The sequence below is a fragment of the Halomonas sp. 707D4 genome (assembly GCF_024158685.1).
Lineage (GTDB): Bacteria > Pseudomonadota > Gammaproteobacteria > Pseudomonadales > Halomonadaceae > Vreelandella.
Window position 1 is genome coordinate 1 of the sequence record NZ_JAMZBD010000005.1, and the last position, 21,106, is coordinate 21,106.

At 64.6% G+C, this 21,106-nt stretch carries 21 protein-coding genes and 1 other RNA gene; 11 read left to right on the forward strand and 11 right to left on the reverse strand.

The genetic code is table 11. The annotated features are described in order from the left end of the window. The 5 genes from BIS11_RS00415 to BIS11_RS00435 all read right to left on the reverse strand — a co-directional run. Positions 1-252: four-carbon acid sugar kinase family protein (locus BIS11_RS00415; RefSeq protein ID WP_253585642.1), on the reverse strand; the 252-nt coding region annotated here is incomplete at its 3' end. 1 nt (position 253) lies between these two features. Then, complete coding sequence (locus BIS11_RS00420; RefSeq protein ID WP_253421049.1) at positions 254-1,759, reverse strand: tripartite tricarboxylate transporter permease; 1,506 nt, start codon at positions 1,757-1,759, stop codon at positions 254-256. Between the two features lie 37 nt (positions 1,760-1,796). After that, on the reverse strand, positions 1,797-2,258 hold the full coding sequence (locus BIS11_RS00425) for a tripartite tricarboxylate transporter TctB family protein (RefSeq protein WP_253421051.1): 462 nt from the start codon (positions 2,256-2,258) through the stop codon (positions 1,797-1,799). Between the two features lie 81 nt (positions 2,259-2,339). Further along, positions 2,340-3,308 carry a tripartite tricarboxylate transporter substrate binding protein gene (locus BIS11_RS00430; RefSeq protein WP_253421054.1) on the reverse strand — a complete coding sequence of 323 codons (969 nt, stop codon included), beginning with the start codon at positions 3,306-3,308 and terminating at the stop codon, positions 2,340-2,342. Positions 3,309-3,395: 87 nt separating this feature from the next. Then, positions 3,396-4,778, reverse strand: coding sequence for a flagellar biosynthesis protein FlgA (locus BIS11_RS00435; protein WP_253421057.1), 1,383 nt, complete (start codon positions 4,776-4,778; stop codon positions 3,396-3,398). Positions 4,779-5,063: 285 nt separating this feature from the next. Between BIS11_RS00435 and BIS11_RS00440 the strand changes: the two genes are divergently transcribed. Then, complete coding sequence (locus tag BIS11_RS00440) at positions 5,064-5,729, forward strand: GntR family transcriptional regulator (RefSeq protein WP_253421060.1); 666 nt, start codon at positions 5,064-5,066, stop codon at positions 5,727-5,729. Here BIS11_RS00440 and mgtE read toward each other — a convergent pair. From mgtE to smpB, 4 genes are all read right to left on the reverse strand, one after another. Continuing rightward, the gene (gene mgtE, locus BIS11_RS00445) at positions 5,719-7,074 is read right to left on the reverse strand and encodes a magnesium transporter (RefSeq protein WP_253421062.1); all 1,356 of its coding nucleotides are present in this window, start codon (positions 7,072-7,074) and stop codon (positions 5,719-5,721) included. The genes BIS11_RS00440 and mgtE overlap by 11 nt on opposite strands. Before the next feature lie 122 nt (positions 7,075-7,196). Continuing rightward, entirely contained in the window at positions 7,197-7,397 is a 201-nt protein-coding gene (locus BIS11_RS00450; protein WP_253421065.1) for a hypothetical protein, read from the reverse strand. A gap of 109 nt (positions 7,398-7,506) precedes the next feature. Beyond that, positions 7,507-7,886, reverse strand: a transfer-messenger RNA (tmRNA) gene (ssrA, locus tag BIS11_RS00455). Positions 7,887-7,930: 44 nt separating this feature from the next. Next, positions 7,931-8,422: an SsrA-binding protein SmpB gene (smpB, locus tag BIS11_RS00460; protein WP_253421068.1), complete on the reverse strand. Its 492-nt coding sequence runs from the start codon at positions 8,420-8,422 to the stop codon at positions 7,931-7,933. A gap of 125 nt (positions 8,423-8,547) precedes the next feature. Here smpB and BIS11_RS00465 point away from each other — a divergent pair, with 125 nt between their 5' ends. Together BIS11_RS00465 and BIS11_RS00470 are read left to right on the forward strand one after the other, a co-directional pair. Then, positions 8,548-8,982 carry a type II toxin-antitoxin system RatA family toxin gene (locus BIS11_RS00465; protein WP_253421071.1) on the forward strand — a complete coding sequence of 145 codons (435 nt, stop codon included), beginning with the start codon at positions 8,548-8,550 and terminating at the stop codon, positions 8,980-8,982. Then, the gene (locus BIS11_RS00470; RefSeq protein WP_253421074.1) at positions 8,972-9,292 is read left to right on the forward strand and encodes an RnfH family protein; all 321 of its coding nucleotides are present in this window, start codon (positions 8,972-8,974) and stop codon (positions 9,290-9,292) included. Before BIS11_RS00465 ends, BIS11_RS00470 begins: the two co-directional genes overlap by 11 nt. Before the next feature lie 4 nt (positions 9,293-9,296). On the opposite strand, the gene BIS11_RS00475 is transcribed toward BIS11_RS00470, so the two are convergent. Next, on the reverse strand, positions 9,297-9,800 hold the full coding sequence (locus BIS11_RS00475) for an outer membrane protein assembly factor BamE (protein WP_253421076.1): 504 nt from the start codon (positions 9,798-9,800) through the stop codon (positions 9,297-9,299). 72 nt (positions 9,801-9,872) lie between these two features. On the opposite strand from BIS11_RS00475, the gene fur reads away from it, so the two are divergent. Continuing rightward, a complete protein-coding gene (gene fur / locus BIS11_RS00480) occupies positions 9,873-10,283 on the forward strand; it encodes a ferric iron uptake transcriptional regulator (RefSeq protein ID WP_227389818.1) in 411 nt (136 codons plus the stop codon). A 106-nt stretch (positions 10,284-10,389) separates the two neighbouring features. Here the strand turns inward: fur and recN are convergent, their stop codons facing one another. Next, positions 10,390-12,063 carry a DNA repair protein RecN gene (gene recN / locus BIS11_RS00485; RefSeq protein ID WP_253421078.1) on the reverse strand — a complete coding sequence of 558 codons (1,674 nt, stop codon included), beginning with the start codon at positions 12,061-12,063 and terminating at the stop codon, positions 10,390-10,392. A gap of 196 nt (positions 12,064-12,259) precedes the next feature. Here recN and grpE point away from each other — a divergent pair, with 196 nt between their 5' ends. The 7 genes from grpE to BIS11_RS00520 all read left to right on the forward strand — a co-directional run. Beyond that, positions 12,260-12,904: a nucleotide exchange factor GrpE gene (gene grpE, locus BIS11_RS00490; protein ID WP_253421080.1), complete on the forward strand. Its 645-nt coding sequence runs from the start codon at positions 12,260-12,262 to the stop codon at positions 12,902-12,904. A gap of 127 nt (positions 12,905-13,031) precedes the next feature. After that, positions 13,032-14,963 carry a molecular chaperone DnaK gene (dnaK, locus tag BIS11_RS00495; protein ID WP_253421082.1) on the forward strand — a complete coding sequence of 644 codons (1,932 nt, stop codon included), beginning with the start codon at positions 13,032-13,034 and terminating at the stop codon, positions 14,961-14,963. Between the two features lie 106 nt (positions 14,964-15,069). Further along, positions 15,070-16,212 (forward strand): molecular chaperone DnaJ, encoded by a 1,143-nt coding sequence (gene dnaJ / locus BIS11_RS00500; RefSeq protein ID WP_253421083.1) that lies wholly within the window; start codon positions 15,070-15,072, stop codon positions 16,210-16,212. A 122-nt stretch (positions 16,213-16,334) separates the two neighbouring features. Beyond that, entirely contained in the window at positions 16,335-17,240 is a 906-nt protein-coding gene (locus BIS11_RS00505) for a DMT family transporter (RefSeq protein WP_253421085.1), read from the forward strand. A gap of 171 nt (positions 17,241-17,411) precedes the next feature. Then, the gene (locus tag BIS11_RS00510) at positions 17,412-18,179 is read left to right on the forward strand and encodes a gluconate 2-dehydrogenase subunit 3 family protein (protein ID WP_253421086.1); all 768 of its coding nucleotides are present in this window, start codon (positions 17,412-17,414) and stop codon (positions 18,177-18,179) included. Between the two features lie 6 nt (positions 18,180-18,185). After that, positions 18,186-19,949 carry a GMC family oxidoreductase gene (locus BIS11_RS00515; protein WP_253421088.1) on the forward strand — a complete coding sequence of 588 codons (1,764 nt, stop codon included), beginning with the start codon at positions 18,186-18,188 and terminating at the stop codon, positions 19,947-19,949. Next, positions 19,946-21,106 (forward strand): cytochrome c (locus BIS11_RS00520; RefSeq protein ID WP_253585643.1); only part of this gene is annotated, 1,161 nt, incomplete at its 3' end. The genes BIS11_RS00515 and BIS11_RS00520, both read left to right, overlap by 4 nt.

The window sequence follows — 21,106 nt, forward strand, 5'->3', positions numbered from 1 at the left end:
CTTGAAAAATATCTGACGAGCCCCCTGCTCACGGAGCCACGCAAGGGCGGCGAGGGAGTCGCGCACGGCGTCATCCGCGGGACAGGAGCGGGACTTCAGCGCCACCACCACCGCGTCGACGTCACTCAGGTCCGCCGGGGTGTCGGGCACGCCTATCACCTGGACGCAGCGCATGCCGCCGCGCACCAGGTTGTTGGCCAGATCGGTCGCGCCGGTGAAATCGTCGGCGATGGCACCCAGTACGAGCGTCATGTCATTCTCCAAAGGACGGGCCGGTGGCGGCGCGACGGCGCGCGCGCTTGACCAGCGGCATGATCAAGGTGACGGCGAGCAGCAAGAGCGCCACCGCCAGCAGCGTGGCACTGATCGGGCGCGTCAGGAAGATATCGAAGCTGCCCTGGGACATGGACAGCGAACGGCGCAGTTCGCTTTCGGCGATGGGGCCGAGCACAAGGCCAAGGATGATCGACACCATGGGGAAGTTGATCTTCTCGAGCAGATAGCCCAGCACCCCGAAGCCGAGCATCAGCCAGACGTCGAACATGGAGTTGCGCACCGAGTAGGTACCCACCACGCAGCACATGATGATGATGGGACCAAGCGCCGAGTAGGGCACGTTCAAGAGCTTGGTGAACAGCACGATGAACGGCTTGGAAAAGAGCAGGATCATGAAGTTGACGATGAACAGCCCCGCGAAGACCGCGTAGATCAGGTCGCTGCTGGTGAGCATGAACATCGGCCCCGGCTGAAGGCCGTGCATGATGAACGCCCCCAGGATGACGGCGGTGGTGCCGCTTCCCGGAATGCCGAGGGCGAACAGCGGCACCAGGGCCCCCATGGCCGCGGCGTTGTTGGCGGACTCCGGCGCGGCGATGCCCTCAGGCGCCCCCTTGCCGAATTTTTCCGGATGCTTGGACCAGCGCACCGTTTCGCTGTAGCTGACCATGGCCGCGGTGCTCGCGCCGATACCGGGCAGGATGCCGATGATCACCCCGATGATCGAGGAGCGGGCGAGGGTGTTGCCGATCTGGCGCAGGATGGGCAGATCGAAGATCTTGACCTTCACCTTGGTCAGCGGCTGGTGGCTTTCATGATCCAGGGTGCGTTTCATCACCTCGGACACGGCGAACAGCCCCACGATGACCGGAATCAGGCCGATGCCCTCGGCCAGGTTGAGGTTGCCGAAGGTATAGCGGCTGGTGCCGGTCAGCGGGTCGATCCCGATGGTGGCGATGAAAAGCCCGAGGGCGGCGCCGATCAGGCCGAAGATGAGCCGCCCGCCCAGCGATGCCACCACGGTCAGCCCCAGCACCGCCAGGGCGAAATATTCCGGCGAGGAGAACCTGAGCGCCATGGTCGCGAGCATGGGCGTGAAGACGATCAGCGCGATGGTGCCGACGAGCCCGCCGATGGCGGAACTCAGCACGCCGATGCCCAAGGCCTTTCCGGCTTCGCCGCGCTGGGTCATCGGGTAGCCGTCGAAGGCGGTCATCACCGCCTCGGGCGTGCCCGGGGCGCGATAGAGAATCGCCGTGATCAGCCCCGAGAAGACCGTGGCCCCGTAGATGGCGGTCAGCACCATGAACGCGGTGGTGGGTTCCATGCCGTAGGTGACGGGCAGCAGGATGACCACGAGGATCACGCCGCTGATGCCGGGCAGGGCGCCGCCGATGAAGCCGATGAAGACGGCAGAGGTCAAGAGCAGCAGGTTCAGTGGCTGCATCACCACCGCCAACCCGCCCAAGAAATTTTCTAGCATGTTCGACTCCCTGGAAAATTAAGGTAAGGGGGCAGCCTCATGGCATGGGGATGCCGAGCAGGGTGACGAACACGCCCTGCATCAGCGCCGCGGCAACGATCAAGGTGATGACGATGGTGACCCAGGAGCGGGCGCCGAGCAGCAGGGTGCCGAGCAGCGTGAAGACCAGGCTGGCCACGAGAAATCCCACGCTCTGCATCAGGAGCGTGTAGCCCACGGCGGCAGCGATGAACCACCAGTGGCGAAAGCGCCCGGCGACCAGGGCCGGGCGCTGGGGGGCGGGCTCGTCGCTGGCGGGCGCACGAGCGCGGTCGCGCCAGGTCAACGCCAGAAGCACGACACCCAGCACCAGCAAGACGACGATCAGCGTCAAGGGCCAGACGCGCGGGCCGATGAAAGTGGAAACCTGGGCGGAGCTTGGGAATTGCAGCGTCGGGTAGAGCGCGACCCCCGCGAGCGACACGATCCCCAGTGCAAAGAGAGTGATCCTGGCTTGCATGATAAGTCCTGAGGGAATATCGGAAGACCGGCCCTCGGGACCGGTCTTTTGAACGAAGCGTCAAAGGAGCTCGACGAGGGATCAGTCGTTTTCCAGCAGACGCGTGTACAGTTCGTAGTTGCTTTCCAAGCGCTGGCGGTACTCGTCGCCGCCCATCCAGCCATCGCGGTAGTCGAGATTGACCCGCTCGGCGTAGGTCTGGTACTCCTCGGAGTCGAAGACGGTCTTGAAGGCGTCTTCGAGACGCTCGACGATCGAAGCCGGCGTATCCGCGTGCACGAAGATGGCCCGGTCGTTGCCGTCGGTCAGTTCCCAGCCGTTGTCCACGGTGGTGGGCACGTCCGGGTAATCCTCGAGACGCTCGTCGCTGAAGATCAGGATCGGCGCCATCTGGCCTGCATCGATGTAGCTCAGAAGCGGACTCAGGGAGGTGGTGGTGGCGTCGATGTTGCCGCCGAGCACGTTGGCGGTGGCGTTGCCGGTGCTGTCGTAGGGAATGAAGTTCATGTCGAGGCCCGAGGCGTCCACCAGCGACAGGAATGCCATGTGGTCCGGGCTCGCCGTGTGGGTGCCGCCCACGGTGACCTTGCCCGGGTTCTCTTCGACGTAGGCCTTGAAGGCGTCGAAGTCCTCGAAGCGCTCCGGATTGACGAACAGCGCCATCACGTCGGACTGCATGCGCGCCACCGGCGTCAGCTGATCCAGGCCCACCGGGTTCTGGCCGGCCGCCAGAGAGGTCACGAGGGTGGTGGAGGCGAAGTCCAGGGTGTGGCCGTCGGGCTCGCCGGTCGCGGTACGCTGGTGGGCCAGCGCGCCGGAGGCGGAGGGCAGGTTGACGACGGTGATGCGCGCGCCGCCAATGGCCTCTTCGAACATCGGGCGCACCACCCGGGCGAAGTTGTCGGTACCGCCGCCGGCGCCGGCGGCCACCAGGAACTGGATGGGCTTGCTCGGGAAGTCGTCGGCGTCGCTGGCGATGGCGACGGTAGCGGTGGCGGTGCCGAGCAGGGCCAGGCCGAGCGTGGCGTATTTGAAGCAGTGAGTAGACATGGCGTTCTCCAGAGGTGTTTGTTGTTGCTTTTCTTTCGGCTATCCAACCGGACGACGATCCCCGTTGCCCGGTATCGCTTGCGCGGGTTACATCGAGAAAAGAGCGTCCTGGGCCAGGCGCAGCGCCTTGAGCTTGCTGTTCGGCAGTTCGACATCCGCCAGGGTGATGAGCTGCCCAGGGGCGATGTCGCGCACCACCGTCGCGCCGGGCAGCAGGTAGAACGGCACCCTCGCGTCGCTCGCCAGGGCCTGGGCGGGATGGATCTCCGGGCGCAGGCCATCGATATGGCGGTGATGGCCCTTCATCTCGAGCCGTTGCCCTGCCGGGATGGCCCGGGTGGCGCGGGCGGTCAGGTCGAACTTCGGCGTGGTGGCCTCGCCTCCGCCGGAGCTCAGGCCGTTGAGCACCGCGTCGAGCAGCGAAATGGGCGCTTCCAGGCCGAGCAGGTGGCGCGGCAGGTAGACCATGGCGCTGTCGCCGCTGCGGCTCATCACGTGGCCCTTGCCCCGCAGCAGTTGCCACACGTGGGGGTCTTCACAGCGCACCACGACGAACACGCCACCGGCGAAGCTCAGCTCGTCCGGGCGGCGAAGGCAGTTGAAGACCTCCAGGCGGCGCCCGCCCTCGAGCACGCCGCCGTGGGCCTGGGTGTCCAGCAGGGTGGGCACTTCGATGGTACGCAGCACCAGGGCGTGAAATTCCGGCAGATCCGGCTGCAAGCCGGTGGCGTTGGCAACGTTGACCATCTCGCAAAGATCCGGCACCGAAATCTGGGGGATGGCGGCGAGCACCTCTCCGCGTGCCTTCGCCGTGGCGCGGGCATCCTGGTCATCCAGTGCCCATAGGGGAGCCAGGTCCCGAGCGTCGTACTCGCTGTCGTTGCAACGCACGACCCCCGCCGCCTCGTCCCAGATGAAGTCGTATTCGCTGCTCTTGCCGGCGGCGATGATCTCGAAGCCCAGGGTCTCGGCCCAGGTGAGAAGGCCGATCAACAGGCTCGGCTGATCGCCGTCCAGCGGTGTGAAAATACGCCCTTGCTCCATGGCCAGGCGGGTCAGGTAGGGGCCGACGACGGATTCGGTCTCCTTGGTGGCGATCCCCACGTGCTTGCCGGCCAGCAGCGCGCTTTCGGCGTACTGGGCGCCGACGTCCGGTATGCCGGTGGACTCGACGAGGATATCGAAAGGCAGTGCCTTGACGGTATCGAAAGAGGAGGCCGCGACGAACAGGCCCTTTTCCCAGGCGCTTTGAGCGTCGCTTTCCGAATGGCATACCATAATGTCGCTGTCCGCCACGCCCGCATGCCGGAAGGCTTGCGCCGCTCGTTCCGGGTTGATATCGATGGCGATGCGCGCCGAGAGCTGCTTCATCTGACGCGCCTGGCGCAACACGCCGCGGCCGAAGTCGCCCGCACCGGCCACGCAGGCTTCAACGATAGTGGCCGGTTCGAAATGGTGTAGATAGTTCATGGTGAGAAGACGTTTCCTGTTTGGGCCGACGATGCTGCGAGACAGCGGCGTATGCAGGCATGCTTCGATACTGGAATGACAAGACATGCGGCAGAGGAAATGTAGTGGTATACCATTTGAAGGGTCAACGAACGGCGGCTAAGACTTTAGTCGCCACTTCCTTTGTGTCTTGTATAAAGATATGAAATATATAGATATATTTGTTGGTGAAATATCCTTCGACTATTTGAAAGGTTTTTTTTGGTATGCCATTCTGCCGTATGACTATCAGAAGTGAATGACGCCATGGATGAGACCGTTCAGAACACTCATGCGGGACTGGTCGAGAAAGTCGCCCACTACTTGCGTGAACATATCGTGATGGATCACTTCCAGCCCGGACAGCGTTTGCCGGAACGCACGCTGGCGGTGGAACTGCAGGTGTCCCGAACGCCGCTGCGCGAGGCGCTCAAGATCCTCGCCACGGAGGGGTTGGTGGTGATCTCTCCCAATCGAGGCGCGGTCGTGGCGGAGGTGAGTCCGGCGGACATGAAGGAGAAGGCCTACGTTCTGAGCGTGCTCGAGCAGGCCGCTGCCGAGCTGACCTGCGCGATGGCGAGCGACGAGGACATCGCCGAGTTCCAGGCGCTCCACTATGAGATGAAGGCGGCGTTCCTGCGTCGCGACCGGCAGAACTACTTTCGCTTGAATCAGGATATCCACAACCGGATCGTGGCGCTTTCGGGTAACGCCACGCTGATCGACATGCATGCCAACTTGAGTCGCCAGCTCTATCGCGTCCGCTATCTTTCAAACCAGAAGAACGACAAGTGGGCGAGTGCCATGGAGGAGCATGAAGCCATCCTCGCGGCTCTCGAGGCCCGCGACGGCAAGCGCGTGGGCCACGAGTTGCGTAATCATCTGGGCAAGACCTGGATCAAGTACGCCAATGGCGATGCCGTCACAAGATGATCAGCGTCGCCAGTCCCAGAAATGACAGAAAGCCCACCACGTCGGTCACGGTGGTGAGGATGACCGCGCCGGAGAGCGCCGGGTCGATCTTGAGGCGCTTGAGAATCAGTGGAATGAGCACGCCGGAGAGGTTGGCGAGACTCATGTTGATGAAGATCGCCAGGGTGATCACTAGAGTGATCAAGGCCTGACCGAACCACGCGTACGAGATCGCGCCGACCACCAGCGCCCACACCAGGCCGTTGCTCATGCCGACCATCAGCTCCTTGTTGTAGAGCCAGCGCGTGTTGTCGCCGGCCAGCTGGCCCAGCGCCAGGCCGCGAATCACCACCGTGAGCGTCTGGCTGCCGGCGATGCCGCCCATGCTGGCGACCACCGGCATGAGGATGGCCAGGGCCACGATCTGGTCCAGCACGGCCTCGAACTGACCGATCACGAACGCCGCCAGGAAGGCGGTGAGCAGGTTGAGCCCGAGCCAGAGGCCGCGGCTCTTGGCGCTGCGCAGAATGGGGGTGAAGACCTCCTCCTCGTCGCTCACCCCGGACATGTGCTTGAGCGTCATGTCCGCGTCGTCCTGGGTGATCTCCAGCACGTCGGCGGCGTTGAGCTGACCGACCAGGATGCCGTCGGCATCGCACACCGGCACGAAGGGCAGCTCCTTGGAGCGCAGCAGCACGGCGGCGTCGTTGACGCGCATCTGGTCGTTCAGGGTGAAGGAGTCGACCATGTACTCCTCCACCCTCGCTTCCTGGGGCTGCTTGACCAGATCGATCAACGTCAGCGTGCCGAGCAGGCGCTTCTCCTTGTCGGTGATCATGATCTGCTGCGACTGGTCGTCGAGCAGGTGGTGGATGCGGATATAGCGCTGCACCGCCTCGAGGGAAACGCCCTGCTTCACGTTGACGGTTTCCGGGTCCATGTAGCGGCCCACCACGTCCTCCTCGTAGGCGTGCAGGTTTTCCACCTGGGCGCGGATGTTGTCGTCGAGGCTGGCGTAGACGCTGCTCTTGGTCTCGTCGTCGGTGACGTCGAGCACTTCCGCGACGTCCTGGGCGTCGAGCCCGCGCACGATGGTTTCCAGATCGCTTGCCGAGAGGTCCTCGACGTAGTCGGCGCGGATCTCCTCGTCGACGCCGGCGAGCACCTCGCCGATGTCCTCCGTCGGGATCAGTGGCCACAGAAGATCGCGGGTCTTCTGCGGGAAGGATTCGAGGATGCGAGTGGTCTCGACGGTCTCGAGCGCATCGAACAGCGCGGCGAGGGCGGGCGTATCCTGTTCGTCAAGGCGCTCCTGGATGTAGAGGAGGCGGGTTTCGTTGTCGGGGTGCAGATCGTCGTCGGCCATCAAAGCCATCCTTGAAGAGTGAATCGTAAAAGGCAGGCTCAAACGGGCCGCGGTGACAGTTTGAATACGTGACAGTATGAATAAAAAGCCCCGCACGAGAAAAGCGCGGGGCCTGGCGGTGGCTACTTCTTGTTCTTGCGCATGAACGGCAGCACCTTGGCCATCGTATCCGCCATCACCTGATCCAGCGGCTTGTGGTCGAGGCTGATGGCGGCTCGGGCGGCGGTATAGGTGCCCTTGTACTCCCGGGCGATCGCCTCGTCGCTCACGCTCTCGGGAATGCCTTCGTTCTGGCGAATCACGTCGATGATCTTCTTGTCCATGGGCAGGCTCCAGCAGTGGGATCATCCCAGTGTAGCCCAGCCCAGAGAGCGACCCGCCAAACGACAAGCACAAAAAAAGCACCCAAAGGTGCTTAATTTGCGGGGTGTCTGGTGGAGGCGGCGGGAATTGAACCCGCGTCCGCCAGCACTTGCCCATCGGCTCTACATGCTTAGATTTCGTCTTTTGCTTTGACGCTACCGGCTCCGACGATCAGGATCCGGCCGCGCGAGCCTTCTAAAGTTTAACGGTTGACGAGAAGACACCGCCAACCGCGGTCCTATCAGCTTTAGCTCATATCCCCTTGGCGATGAATAGGCACATCACCGCAGGGCCAGACAAGAAGCTAGCAGGGTTTAAGCTGCCAGCGCGCCTTGAGCGTAGTTTTCGTCGTTTGCGACTATTTTTCGTGATGTGGTATTTACGAGATACATCACGCTCTCGGCATGCACCTCAGGGTTTGTTACCGGCGTCGAAACCATGTCGCCCCCTAGGTCAGAACACTAGTCTAACGTGCTCGGCTTCAATTGACCAGCTAGGCGCGGTTATGTTCCCGCATGATCCGGCCTTTTTGACGACTCCAGTCGCGGTCCTTCTCGGTGGCCCGCTTGTCGTGGAGCTTCTTGCCGGTCACCAGCGCCAGTTCGCACTTCACCTTGTTGCGCTTCCAGTAGAGTTTCAGCGGCACGCAGGTGTGGCCCTTGTCCTGGGTCACGGAGAAGATCTTGGCGATCTCCTTGCGATGCAGCAGGAGCTTGCGAGTGCGCGTGGGGTCGGCGATCTCGTGGGTGCTGGCCGTGTTGAGCGGCGTGATGTGGCTACCCAGCAGCCACGCCTCGCCGTTACGTATCAGAATGTAGGTGTCGGTGAGCTGGGCCTTGCCTGCGCGCAGGCTCTTCACTTCCCAGCCGGCAAGCGCGAGGCCCGCCTCGAAGGTCTCGTCGATATGGTACTCGAAGCGCGCCTTCTTGTTCTGGGCAATGGAGCTGCTGCTGGGGCCCTTGCTGTTACCTTTCTTCGTGGCCATGGAACCTCATCGTCTAGTCTTTCGGTAGCCCCCTTCGTCATGAGGGTAGGCGTGATACCATTCAAGGTCTGAAAATATGCGTCCCATGATACGCTGTGGGCACTGTGAAGTCAGCGGAGAGGTCAATGCCAACCGTCAATCGTACCGCCCTGGTGCGGCACACTCCTCAACAGATGTTCGATTTGGTGAATGACTTCGAACGCTACCCCGAGTTCCTTCCCGGCTGTCGCCGTGCCCGGCTGATCGAGCGCGACGAGACGCATCTGATCGGCGAAATGACCCTGGGTCGCGCCGGGGTCGAGCAGTCCATCACCACCCGCAACGAGCTGGAGGCGCCGGAGCGTATCGAGCTTTCGCTGGTCAATGGGCCTTTCAAGCGCTTGAAGGGACGCTGGCTGTTCATTCCCATGGGCGAGGACGCCTGCAAGGTCAGCCTGGAGATGGAGTTCGAGTTCGCCAATCGGCTGCTCAGCATGGCCTTCGGCAAGCTGTTCCAGCAGATCGCGGGGCAACTGGTAGATGCGTTCACCAAGCGTGCGGACGAGCTGTATGGCCGGTAGCGCGGAAAACGCCCCGTTTCTCGTCGAGGTCGCCTTTGCCACGCCCGCCCGTCAGCGTGTGGTGAGTGTCGAGGTCACGGGCGAGACGACTGCCCGCGAGGCCGTCGTCCTTGCCGGGCTTCCCGCGCTCTTTCCCGAGGTATCGCCGGCCCTGTTCGACGAGGCGCCGCTCGGTGTCTTCGGCAAGGCGCTGCGCGAGCCGCAGCGCCAGACGCTTTCGCCGGGCGATCGCATCGAAGTGTATCGCCCGCTCGAGATCGATCCCAAGGCTGCCCGCCTGGCGCGCGCCCGGCGCCAGGCGAAGCGCTAGCGCGCTATTCGGAGAGGCGCACCGGCTGCGGCTCCGGCGCGTTGTCGGGGGTGGCCGCCGGCGCGTTCGACGGGGTCGGCTGCGTGGCCGCCGGGGGGCGCTGCGTCGAGAGCGGCATCGCCGGGTCGTCGAACTCCGTGGCCGGGCCCACGCCGCGGTCGACGCTGATCGAGGGCGCCCGCGAGAGATCGCCCTGCTGCTCCACGTTCACGAGACGACCGGCATCATCGAAGGTCAGAGTGACGCGACGCTGCTCGACGCCGGCATAGGCCTTGTCGAGGCGGTAGACGTAATCCCACTCGCGAGAGTCGAAGGGCGCTTCCAGAAGCGGCCGCCCCATGACGTAGGTGACCTGCTCCTGGGTCATGCCCGGCTGGAGCTGGCTGACCATCTCCTGGGTCACCAGGTTGCCCTGGGGGATGTCGCGCTTGTAGACGCCGACGTAGCTGCAGCCGCTGACGACGGTCAGGGCGACGGAAAGCGTAATGATTCGTGTCAATTTTTGCATTTGGGCCTGTTCTTCACTATCGTGGTTTCGGTCGATCATACCCGACCTAACCTGTTACTGCGAAGAGCAACCATGGCCGATCAGAACCATGAACTGCGCAAAGCCGGGCTGAAAGTGACCCTGCCGCGCGTCAAGATCCTGCAGATCCTCGAAAATGCTTCGGGTCAGCACCACCTTAGCGCAGAAGAAGTGTACAAGACACTGATCGATGCGGGCGAGGACGTGGGCCTTGCCACCGTCTATCGCGTGCTGACGCAGTTCGAGACGGCGGGACTGGTGATCCGTCACAACTTCGACGGCGGCCACGCGGTGTTCGAGATGACCCAGGAGGAGCATCACGACCACATGGTGTGCCTGGATAGCGGCGAGATCATCGAGTTCGTCGACGAGATCATCGAGCGTCGTCAGCAGGAGATTGCCGAAGAGCACGGGTTCGAGCTGATCGATCACGCGCTGGTGCTGTACGTGCGGCCCAAGGCGTGACGCCACGCTGACCGTTTGCTGCGCAGCCGGCAAGAAAACGCCCCCGTCGATCGATCGACGGGGGCGTTTTGGTTTCTGGGAAAGTGTGCGGTGAAAGTACGCGGTGTCAGTGCGGGCGGCGCTGGCTGGCGTTCAGCATCTCGCGGGCGTGGGCCAGGGTCTGTTCTGAAAGCGTGACCCCGCCCAGCATGCGGGCCAGCTCGCTGATGCGGCCCTGCTCGTCGAGCAGCGCCATGTGGGTCAGGGTACTGTCGCGCTTGGCGCGCTTTTCAATATGCAGGTGCTGATGGGCTTGCGCGGCTACCTGGGGCAGGTGGGTCACGGTCATCACCTGGCCGTTTTCGCCCAGCTTGCGCAGAAGCTGGCCGACGATTTCCGCCGTGGCGCCGGAAATGCCCACGTCCACCTCGTCGAACACCAGGCTGGGGATGGTGGAGTGGCTGGCCGCGACGACCTGGATCGCCAGGCTGATGCGCGAAAGCTCGCCCCCGGAGGCGACCTTGGTCAAGGGGCGCGCGGGCTGACCCGGGTTGGCGCTGATCAGAAACTGCACCTGGTCGAGACCCTCCTGGCTCGGCGTCTCGCGCGGTGATACCGCCACCTCGAAGCGCGCCTTGCCCATGGCCAGAAACGCCAGCTGCTGCTGAACCTCCTTGCCCAGACGCCCAGCGGCCTTCTGGCGCGCCTCGCTGAGGGTCTTGGCCTGTTCGCGGTAGCGCTCGCGAAGCTCCGCCACCCGATTACTCAGCGTCTCGAGATCCTCGTCGCTGGCCTCGAGCTGGGCGACCTCGCGGGTCAGCGACTGGTGAAGCGCGCAGAGCTCCTCCGGTGCGACGTGGTGCTTGCGCGCGATGCGGTGCACGTCGGTCAGGCGCTCGTCCACCCAGGCCAGACGCTCCGGGTCGAGTTCGGTGGTGTCGGCGAAGCGGGCGAGTTCGCCGGCGGCCTCTTCCACCTGAATGCGGGCGTCCGAAAGCATGGCGAGCGTATTGGCCAGCACGCCCTTGTCGCTGCCGGGCAGGGCGCTGAGCCGCGCATGGGCCTGGTTGAGCAGCGACAGCGCTCCGCCATCGTCGCTTTCGCAGCACTCCGCGGCGAACTGGGTCTCGCGCAGCGTCTCCTCGGCGTGGGCCAGGGTGTGCTGCTCCTCCTCCAGGGTCTTGAGTTCGCCCTCGGCCAGCGCCAGTTGATCGAGCTCTTCGACCTGATAGCGCAGCAGCTGGCGCTTGGCCTCCACTTCACTGCCCGCCTCGCGGCTCTGCTTGAGCCGCGTCCTGGCGCTTCGCCACTGCTTGTAGGTGTCGCCGAGCTGCTGGCGCCGCTCGCGAAGCCCCGCGTAGTCGTCGAGCAGCACCAGGTGGGTCTCTTCGCGCATCAAGGCCTGGTGGGCGTGCTGGCCGTGCACCTGGATCAAGAGCTCGCCCAGCGCCTTGAGGTCGGCGATGGTCACCGGCTGGCCGTTGATCCACGCCTTGGAGCGGCCGTTGGCGCTCACCACGCGGCGCAGCAGGCACTCTTCCGAAGAGAGCTCGCGGGCCTCGAGCCACTCGATGGCCGCCGGCAGGTGGGCGATGTCGAAGCTTGCCGACAGATCGGTGCGCTCGCAGCCATGGCGCACGCTTCCGGCCTCGGCGCGCTCGCCAAGGCACAGCCCCAGCGCCCCCAGCAGGATGGATTTGCCCGCCCCGGTCTCGCCGGTGATGGCGGTCATGCCATGGGTCAGATCAAGCTCTAGGCGATCGACGATCGCGTAATCCTGGATCACTAGCTGGGTCAGCATAGGGCCTCCTAGGCAGGGCTCTATAGAAACTGGATGCTTATACAATAATTGGTGTTTTATACAGTAGTCGATAACTCACTTCAATGCCCCTCTTGAGATGCCCGGGAAGGCCCCCATATAGCGTGCAGGCGAACTTACAACCCTTTTCAACGTAGGCTGCCGCGCGCGGCGCCGCTACCTCATTTAGGAGCACGGCATGGCAAAAGAACCGCAAACCCCGTTGGATGACGAGCTGGCCCGCCAGGAGCAGGAAGCCGACGTGACCGAGCAGGTCGACGAGGAGCGTCTGGTGGAAGGCGACATCGATGGCGTGCTGGACGACGGCCCGGTGCTCGATGGCGACCTGATGGGCGACGGCACGGGCAACCCGGAGGCCGACGTGCTGGCCGCCCAGGTCGAGGAGCTCGAACAGAGCCTGGCGGAAGCCAAGGACCAGGCGCTGCGCGCCGCCGCCGAGGCGCAGAACGTGCGCCGCCGCGCCGAGGCCGAAGCCGACAAGGCGCGCAAGTTCGCGCTGGAGAAGTTCGTCAAGGAGCTGCTGCCGGTGGTCGATGGCCTCGAGAAGGCGCTCGAGAGCATGCAGGAAGACGCATCCGATGCGCATCGCGAGGGCGTGTCCATGACGCTCAAGATGCAGCTCGACGTGCTCCAGAAATTCGGCGTCGAAAGCGTCGAGCCCCACGGCGAGCCCTTCGACCCGCAGGTCCACGAGGCCATGGCCATGGTGCCCAACCCGGATCTCGAGCCCAACACCGTGATGGATGTCATGCAGAAGGGCTATCTGCTCAACGGTCGACTGGTGCGCCCGGCGATGGTCGTGGTCAGCCAGAAAGCCGGCTGATGTGATCCGGCGATATTGCGATATCGCCCCTTGAAAAGTACCGGGCGGCCCCCAGATAAAGGCCAACCCGCGGCGCTGCCGCAGACCGATTGCACTTTTTGTCACCACCGAATTCGAGGTTTTTGCTATGGGACGCATCATTGGTATTGACCTGGGCACCACCAACTCCTGCGTGGCGGTTCTCGACGGCGATAGCGCCAAGGTCATCGAAAACGCCGAGGGCGGCCGCACCACGCCGTCCATCATCGCCTACACCGACGATGGCGAGACGCTGGTCGGCCAGGCGGCCAAGCGCCAGGCGGTCACCAACCCGGAAAATACCCTGTACGCCATCAAGCGTCTGATCGGCCGTCGCTTCAAGGACGACGTCGTTCAGAAGGACATCAAGATGGTGCCCTACAAGATCGCCGAAGCCGACAACGGCGACGCCTGGGTGGAAGTGAAGGGCAAGAAGATGGCCCCGCCCCAGGTCAGCGCCGAAGTGCTGAAAAAGATGAAGAAGACCGCCGAGGACTACCTCGGTGAAACGGTCACCGAGGCGGTCATCACCGTCCCGGCCTACTTCAACGACAGCCAGCGTCAGGCGACCAAGGACGCCGGCCGCATCGCCGGCCTCGACGTCAAGCGCATCATTAACGAGCCGACCGCCGCAGCACTCGCCTACGGCATGGACAAGTCGCGCGGCGACAAGACCATCGCGGTCTACGACCTGGGTGGCGGTACCTTCGATATCTCGATCATCGAAGTGGCCGACGTCGACGGCGAGACCCAGTTCGAAGTACTCGCCACCAACGGCGACACCTTCCTGGGCGGCGAAGACTTTGACCTGGCGCTGATCAACTACCTGGTCGACCAGTTCAAGTCCGACAGCGGCATCGACCTGTCCGGCGACAACCTGGCCATGCAGCGCCTGAAGGAAGCCGCCGAGAAGGCCAAGATCGAGCTTTCCAGCGCCCAGCAGACCGATGTGAACCTGCCTTACATCACGGCGGACAACACCGGCCCGAAACACCTCAACGTCAAGGTGACCCGCGCCAAGCTGGAATCACTGGTCGAGAACCTGGTGCAGCGCTCCCTCGAGCCCTGCAAGATGGCGCTCAAGGATGCCGGTCTCTCCGCCTCCGAGGTGGACGAGGTGATCCTGGTCGGCGGCCAGACCCGCATGCCGATGGTGCAGCAGAAAGCCGCCGAGTTCTTCGGCAAGGACGCGCGCAAGGACGTCAACCCGGATGAAGCCGTGGCCGTCGGTGCCGCGATCCAGGGCGGCGTGCTGGGCGGCGACGTCAAGGACGTGCTGCTGCTGGACGTCACCCCGCTGACCCTGGGCATCGAGACCCTGGGTGGCGTGATGACCCCGCTGATCGAGAAGAACACCACCATCCCGACGAAGAAGACCCAGACCTTCTCCACCGCGGATGACAACCAGACCGCCGTGACCATCCACGTGGCCCAGGGCGAGCGCAAGCAGGTCGCACAGAACAAGTCACTGGGTCGTTTCGATCTCAGCGACATTCCGCCGGCCCCGCGCGGCGTGCCGCAGATCGAGGTCGCCTTCGATCTGGACGCCAACGGCATCCTGAACGTCTCCGCGAAGGACAAGGCGACCGGCAAGGAGCAGTCCATCGTCATCAAGGCCTCGAGCGGCCTGTCCGATGAAGAGATCGATCAGATGGTGCGCGACGCCGAGGCCCACGCCGACGAGGACAAGAAGTTCGAGGCGCTGGTCCAGCTGCGCAACCAGGCGGACGGCATGATCCACGCCACCCGCAAGACCCTGGAAGAGGCCGGCGACAAGGCGACCGACGACGAGAAACAGGCCATCGAAAGCGCCATCAGCGACCTGGAAGCCGCGGTCAAGACCGACGACCAGGACGACATCCAGAAGAAACTGGATGCGCTGACCGAAGCCTCCGGCCAGCTGGCTCAGAAGATGTACGCCGAGCAGGCGGACGCCGCCCAGGCGGGCGGTGAAGGCGCCGAGGAAGCCGCGTCCAAGCCCGAGGACGACGTGGTCGACGCCGAGTACGAAGAAGTGAAAGACGAGCAGAAGAAGCAGTAACGTCTCTTTCTGCCAAGGAAAACGGTGACGCGGGGGCCAGCTCCCGCGTCGGCGTTTCCGAGCCGACCCTCATCACGTAACGAATTGACCAGGAGGCGTGGGACCCATGTCCAAGCGCGATTACTACGAAGTCCTGGGTGTTGAAAAAGGGGCCGATCAGAAAGAGATCAAGAAGGCCTACCGCCGCCTGGCGCAAAAATTCCACCCTGACCGCAACCCGGACGACGAGACCGCCGCAGAGAAATTCCGCGACGTCTCCGATGCCTACGAAGTACTCAGCGACGAGCAGAAGCGCGCCGCTTATGATCAGTTCGGCCATGCCGGTGTGGATGGCCAGGGCGGTGGCGGCTTCGGCGGCGGTGGCGCGGGCGACTTCAGCGACATCTTCGGCGACGTGTTCGGCGATATCTTCGGCGGAGGCGGCGGTCGGCGTCGCGGACCCAACGCTCCAGCGCGCGGCTCTGACCTGCGCTACAACCTCGAGCTCGACCTGGAAAGCGCGGTGGCCGGCACCACCGTCGACATCCGCGTGCCGCGTCACATCACCTGCGACCGCTGCGATGGCGACGGCGCCGAGCCCGGTACCACCAAGGACACCTGCCCGACCTGTCAGGGCATGGGTCAGGTGCGCATGCAGCAGGGCTTCTTCGCCGTGCAGCAGACCTGCCCGACCTGTCACGGTACCGGTGTGCAGATCAAGGTGCCGTGTCACAAGTGCAACGCCGAAGGCCGCGTACGCGAGACCCGCACGCTCTCGGTCAAGATTCCGCCCGGCGTGGATACCGGCGATCGCATTCGCCTGAACGGCGAGGGCGAGTCCGGCGTCAACGGCGGCCCGGCGGGGGATCTCTACGTTCAGGTAGCGATCAAGTCGCACCCGATCTTCCATCGTGACGGCAAGCACCTGCAGTGCGACGTGCCGATCAACTTCGTCGACGCTGCCCTCGGCGGCGAGCTCGAAGTGCCGACGCTGGATGGCCGCGTGAAGCTCAAGATCCCGCCGGAGACCCAGACCGGCAAGCTCTTCCGCCTGCGCGGCAAGGGCGTCAAGCCCGTGCGCGGCGGCGCCCCGGGCGATCTGCTCTGCAAGGTGGTGATCGAGACCCCGGTCAACCTCAACGACGAGCAGAAGGACCTGCTGCGCCAGCTCCAGAAGAGCTTCGACGGCAGCAACAGCCACAGCCACTCGCCGAAGAAGACCGGCTTCTTCGACAGCGTGAAGAAGTTCTTCGAAGAGATGAAGCCGTAAGGTTTCCAGGCAGACTCGCTGCGATGTCGCCACTGTTTCGGTAGCGCCGCGAGGCGTTCGCCGTTAGCGTACGAAGTCCCCGGTACCCACCGGGGACTTTTTTGTTTTCAAGGACGTCGGTCATGACTGGATTGCAGGATCGCCCGGGGCTGGGCATCTTTCTTCGCGTGCTGTCGGGGGTGATGTTCACCGGCATGTTCGTGTGCATCAAGGCGGTGAGCGACACGGTGCCGGTGGGCCAGTCGATCTTCTTTCGCTCGCTGTTCGCGCTGATCCCGATCGTGATCTTTCTGATGGTGCGCCGCGAGTTTCCCGGGGCGCTCGCGACCCGGCGACCGCTCGGGCATCTGCTGCGCTCGGGGCTGGGGGCGACGGCGATGTTCTTCTCGTTCTCGTCGGTGGCGTTTCTGCCGGTAGCCGAGGCCACACTCCTGGTGCAGCTTTCGCCGATCTTCATGGCCATGGGCGGCGTGCTACTGCTCGGCGAGAGGTTCTCGTTCTACCGCGCCGGCGCCATCGTGCTCGCACTTCTCGGCATGGCGGTGCTGGTGGTGCCCCAGCTGGGCGCGGGCAGTAGCGACGGGCGGCTTCTGGGCTATGCGCTCGGCACCATCGGGGCGCTTTTGACCGCCGGCGCCCTGCTCACCATTCGCCATATCTCGCGCACCGAAACCGCTGGCTCCATCGCGTTCTACTTCATCGTGGTGTCGGCGCTGGCCGGGCTCGCCACGTGGCCGCTGGGGTGGACGCCGCTGACCGGCAACGAGTTTGCGCTGCTGGTGCTGTCGGGGCTGTTCGGCGGGGCGGGGCATATCGCCATGACGCTGGCGTTTCGCTACGCCGAGGTGTCGAAGCTGGCCCCCTTCGAGTACGTGGCGCTGGTATGGCCGATCGCCGCCGACTGGGTGCTGTTCGGCATTCCCATCTCCAGCGGCTTCCTCCTGGCGCTGCCGTTGATGCTGGCCGGCGTGGCGCTGGCCTCGCTCGAAGGACGAGGGCTTGGCTTTCGGCGTCGCCGAAGGCGCTAGAGATACGGCCAGACACTTTTTCGAACTAAATTGCCCTTTGTATTTGCGGTGTATTGTCGCGTCTCCTATGTTTCAGGCTAATAGTTAGCAGGTTATGAGTTCTGCCCGGCTATCTATCGATCCGTTGCGGCCTTTGCACGCGGCGGGCTGAAACGAAAAAAGGGAACCGTGATGAAAAAGAGAGACGAGCCTGCTACCTCCGGGGGGCTGACCCGCAGGGAGCTACTGGGGTCGTCGGCGGCGCTGCTGGTCGGTGCCGCTGCCCCGGGCGCCGCCCAGGCGCTGACGTTTCGAGGCACCCCGGAATGGAAACCCTTGGCCAACGTGGCCGTCGAGCCGGTGGACGAAAGCGCCGGCTGGCAGTTCTTCACCGAGGAGGAGGCGGCGACCGTCGAGGCGATCGTCGAGCGGCTGATCCCGGCGGATGACCTGAGCATCAGCGGCAAGGAAGCAGGCTGCGCGATCTTCATCGACCGCCAGCTGGCCGGTGCCTACGGCGGCTTCGAGCGCCTCTACATGCACGGCCCCTTCCAGGACGGCACGCCCGAGCAGGGCGACCAGTCCCCCCTCACGCCGGGCCAGCGCTACCGCATCGGCCTTGCCGCCCTCGACGACCACTGCCGCCGCGAGCACGACGCGCGCTTTGCCGAGCTCGAGGCCGACCGGCGCGACCAGATCCTTTCCCAGCTCGAGCAGGAGCGGATTCAGCTCGACAATATCGACAGCCAACTCTTTTTCGAGCTGGTGCTCACCAACACCATGGAAGGCTTCTTCGCCGACCCCTTGTACGGCGGTAATCGTGACATGGCGTCCTGGAAGATGCTCGGCTTTCCCGGCGCCCGCTACGACTACCGCGACTACATCGAGCGACACAACGAAGACCTGGCGTTCACGCCGGTGAGCATCGGCGGGCGTTCCGACTGGCAAGCGCAGGGATAAGCGAACATGGCAACCAAACTACCTCCCACGGACGCGGTGGTGGTCGGGCTCGGCTGGGCCGGGGCGATCATCGCCAACGAACTCGTCGACGCGGGCCTCAGGGTCGTCGGCGTCGAACGCGGCCCCTGGCGCGATACCGCCAAGGATTTCAACATCGCCTCGGTCACCGACGAGCTGCGCTACGCTCAGCGTCAGGAGCTGATGCTGCGCACCGCCCAGAACACCATCACCATGCGCAACACGCCGTCGCAGACGGCGCTGCCGATGCGCAAGTGGGGCTCGTTCCACCCGGGCAACGGCACCGGTGGGGCGGGCAACCACTGGGCGGGGATCACCTTTCGTTTCCAGCCCGAGGAGTTTCGCCTGCGCAGCCACCTCGAGGAGCGCTACGGGGCGGATGCGATTCCCGACGAGCTCTCCTTGCAGGATTGGGGCACCGACTGGGACGAGATGGAGCCCTTCTACGACGCCTTCGAGAAGGTGGCCGGCACCTCCGGCCGGGCCGGGCAGCTCAAAAGCGGCCCGCAGCAGGGCGGCAACCCCTTCGAGGGCGTGCGCTCGAGCGACTACCCGACGCCGCCGCTCAGGCAGCCCTACTCGCCGACGCTGTTCGCCGAGACCGCCCGCGAGATGGGTTACAGCCCGTTCCCGGTGCCGTCGTCGCTGGTCTCCGAGGCCTACACCAACCCGCTCGGCGTGACCATGGGGCCGTGCACTTTCTGCGGTTTCTGCACCAACTACGGCTGTGCCAACTACTCCAAGGCGAGCGCCATCACCACGGTGTTGCCGGCGCTGATCCGCAAGGAGAACTTCGAGGCGCGCACCCACTGCGAGGTGCTCGAGGTCACCACCGACTCAAGCGGGCGCCGCGCCACCGGCATCATCTACGTCGACTCCGCCGGACGACGCTGGGAGCAGCCCGCCGAGATCGTCGTCGTCGCCGCCTTCACCTTCGAGAACGTGCGCCTGATGCTCACCTCGAACATCGGCCAGGCCTACGACCCGGCCACGCGCCAAGGCACCACCGGGCGCAACTACGCCTACCAGACCGCCAACAACGTGCAGCTGTTCTTCGATGACAAGAACTTCAACCCGTTCATCGGCGCAGGCGCCGTGGGCATGGGCATCGACGACTTCAACAACGACAACTTCGACCACGCGGGGCTCGGTTTCTTCGGTGGCGGCAGCATGCGCGTGACGCCGATCGGCGCGGCGCCGATCAACGCGCGCCCGACGCCGCCCGGCACGCCGCGCTGGGGCTCGAACTGGAAGCGTACCACCGTCGACAACTACAAGAGCACCATGTCGATCGGCTGCGAGGCGAGCAACTACTCCTCGCCCAACAACTACCTGTCGCTGGACCCCACCTACCGCGACCGGCTGGGGCGGCCGCTTCTGCGCATCACCTTCGACTTCACCGACAACGATCTGCGCATGGCGCAGTACGTCACCGACAAGACCGCCGAGGTCGCCCGGCGGATGAATCCGCGCCAGATCGTCGCCAACCCGCGCACCGGCCCCTGGGACGGGCGGCCCTACCAGTCCTCCCACGTGGTGGGCGGCTTCGTCATGGGGGCGGACCCGAGCAACAGCTCGGTGAACAAGCACTTGCAGGTGTGGGGCGTGCCCAACCTGTTCGTGGTCGGCGCCTCGGCGTTTCCCCAAAACCCGGGCTACAACCCCACCGGCACGGTCGGGGCGCTCGCCTTCAAGGCCGCCCACGGCATCGTCAACCGCTACCTGAGAAACCCGGGAGAGATGATTTCATGAAAACGCTCACCGGGGTCACACTCGCGCTGCTGCCGCTGTCGGCGCTGGCCGCCAGCACCGAGTACCAGGACATCGAACGCGGCCGCTACATCAGCGTGCTGGGCGACTGCGCCGCCTGCCACACCGTCGACGACGACCGGCCGCTGGCCGGCGGCGTGCCGCTGGAAACGCCCTTCGGCACGCTGATCGCCCCCAACATCACGCCGGACGACGCCACCGGCCTTGGCCGCTGGAGCCTCGATGAATTCAAGGCGGCGATGACCGAAGGGGTGGGCAAGGGCGGCTACCATCTCTATCCGGCCATGCCGTATCCCTCTTACACCCTGATGACCGACAAGGACATCCACGACCTGTGGGCGTTCCTGCAGACCGTCACGCCGGTCGAGAACGACATCGAGGCCAACCAGCTGCCGTTCCCGTTCAGCGTTCGCGGTGTGATGCGCGGCTGGAACTGGCTCAACTTCGACGAGCGCCGCTTCGAGCCGGACCCGGAGCAGCCCGACGACATCAATCGCGGGGCGTATCTGGTCGAGAGCCTGGGCCACTGCGGCACCTGCCACACACCGCGCAATTTCATGGGCGGCGACGGCGGCGACAAGTTCGCCGGGGCCACGGTGGAGGGGTGGTACGCGCCGAATCTCACTCCGAACCGGCACGTCGGCATCGGCGCCTGGAGCGAGGAGGGGCTCGTCGAGTACCTGAAGACCGGCGGCAACCGGTTCGGTTTCGCCTCGGGGCCGATGGCCGACGAGGTGCATCACTCGTCGCAATACTGGAACGACAGCGACCTGAGCGCGGTGGCGCGCTACCTGCTTTCGGGCGCGGGGCTCGATGCCGACGACTGGGACCGCGAGCCGCCCGAGCCGCTTGGCGAGGACGACCCGCAGGTACGCGCCGGTAGCCATATCTACTTCGATCGCTGCTCGGGCTGTCATACGCCCAATGGCGGCGGCGAGGAGGGCATCTTCCCGCAACTGGCAAGCAATCCGCTGGTCAACGGCGACAACACCACGTCGCTGATCCGCGTGGTGCTGGCGGGCAGCCGCCCGGTGGCCACCGACGCCAGGCCCACCGCCCCGGCGATGCCGGCCTTTGCCTGGAACTTGAGCGATAACGAAGTGGCGAGCGTGCTGACCTATGTGCGCAACAGCTGGGGT

Bases quoted from the DNA above. Each gene is read 5' to 3' on its own strand.
- BIS11_RS00420 (WP_253421049.1), bottom strand. From the start codon at position 1,759: ATGCTAGAAAATTTCTTGGGCGGGTTGGCGGTGGTGATGCAGCCACTG.
- BIS11_RS00425 (WP_253421051.1), bottom strand. From the start codon at position 2,258: ATGCAAGCCAGGATCACTCTCTTTGCACTGGGGATCGTGTCGCTCGCG.
- BIS11_RS00430 (WP_253421054.1), bottom strand. From the start codon at position 3,308: ATGTCTACTCACTGCTTCAAATACGCCACGCTCGGCCTGGCCCTGCTC.
- BIS11_RS00435 (WP_253421057.1), bottom strand. From the start codon at position 4,778: ATGAACTATCTACACCATTTCGAACCGGCCACTATCGTTGAAGCCTGC.
- BIS11_RS00440 (WP_253421060.1), top strand. From the start codon at position 5,064: ATGGATGAGACCGTTCAGAACACTCATGCGGGACTGGTCGAGAAAGTC.
- mgtE (WP_253421062.1), bottom strand. From the start codon at position 7,074: ATGGCCGACGACGATCTGCACCCCGACAACGAAACCCGCCTCCTCTAC.
- BIS11_RS00450 (WP_253421065.1), bottom strand. From the start codon at position 7,397: ATGGACAAGAAGATCATCGACGTGATTCGCCAGAACGAAGGCATTCCC.
- smpB (WP_253421068.1), bottom strand. From the start codon at position 8,422: ATGGCCACGAAGAAAGGTAACAGCAAGGGCCCCAGCAGCAGCTCCATT.
- BIS11_RS00465 (WP_253421071.1), top strand. From the start codon at position 8,548: ATGCCAACCGTCAATCGTACCGCCCTGGTGCGGCACACTCCTCAACAG.
- BIS11_RS00470 (WP_253421074.1), top strand. From the start codon at position 8,972: ATGGCCGGTAGCGCGGAAAACGCCCCGTTTCTCGTCGAGGTCGCCTTT.
- BIS11_RS00475 (WP_253421076.1), bottom strand. From the start codon at position 9,800: ATGCAAAAATTGACACGAATCATTACGCTTTCCGTCGCCCTGACCGTC.
- fur (WP_227389818.1), top strand. From the start codon at position 9,873: ATGGCCGATCAGAACCATGAACTGCGCAAAGCCGGGCTGAAAGTGACC.
- recN (WP_253421078.1), bottom strand. From the start codon at position 12,063: ATGCTGACCCAGCTAGTGATCCAGGATTACGCGATCGTCGATCGCCTA.
- grpE (WP_253421080.1), top strand. From the start codon at position 12,260: ATGGCAAAAGAACCGCAAACCCCGTTGGATGACGAGCTGGCCCGCCAG.
- dnaK (WP_253421082.1), top strand. From the start codon at position 13,032: ATGGGACGCATCATTGGTATTGACCTGGGCACCACCAACTCCTGCGTG.
- dnaJ (WP_253421083.1), top strand. From the start codon at position 15,070: ATGTCCAAGCGCGATTACTACGAAGTCCTGGGTGTTGAAAAAGGGGCC.
- BIS11_RS00505 (WP_253421085.1), top strand. From the start codon at position 16,335: ATGACTGGATTGCAGGATCGCCCGGGGCTGGGCATCTTTCTTCGCGTG.
- BIS11_RS00510 (WP_253421086.1), top strand. From the start codon at position 17,412: ATGAAAAAGAGAGACGAGCCTGCTACCTCCGGGGGGCTGACCCGCAGG.
- BIS11_RS00515 (WP_253421088.1), top strand. From the start codon at position 18,186: ATGGCAACCAAACTACCTCCCACGGACGCGGTGGTGGTCGGGCTCGGC.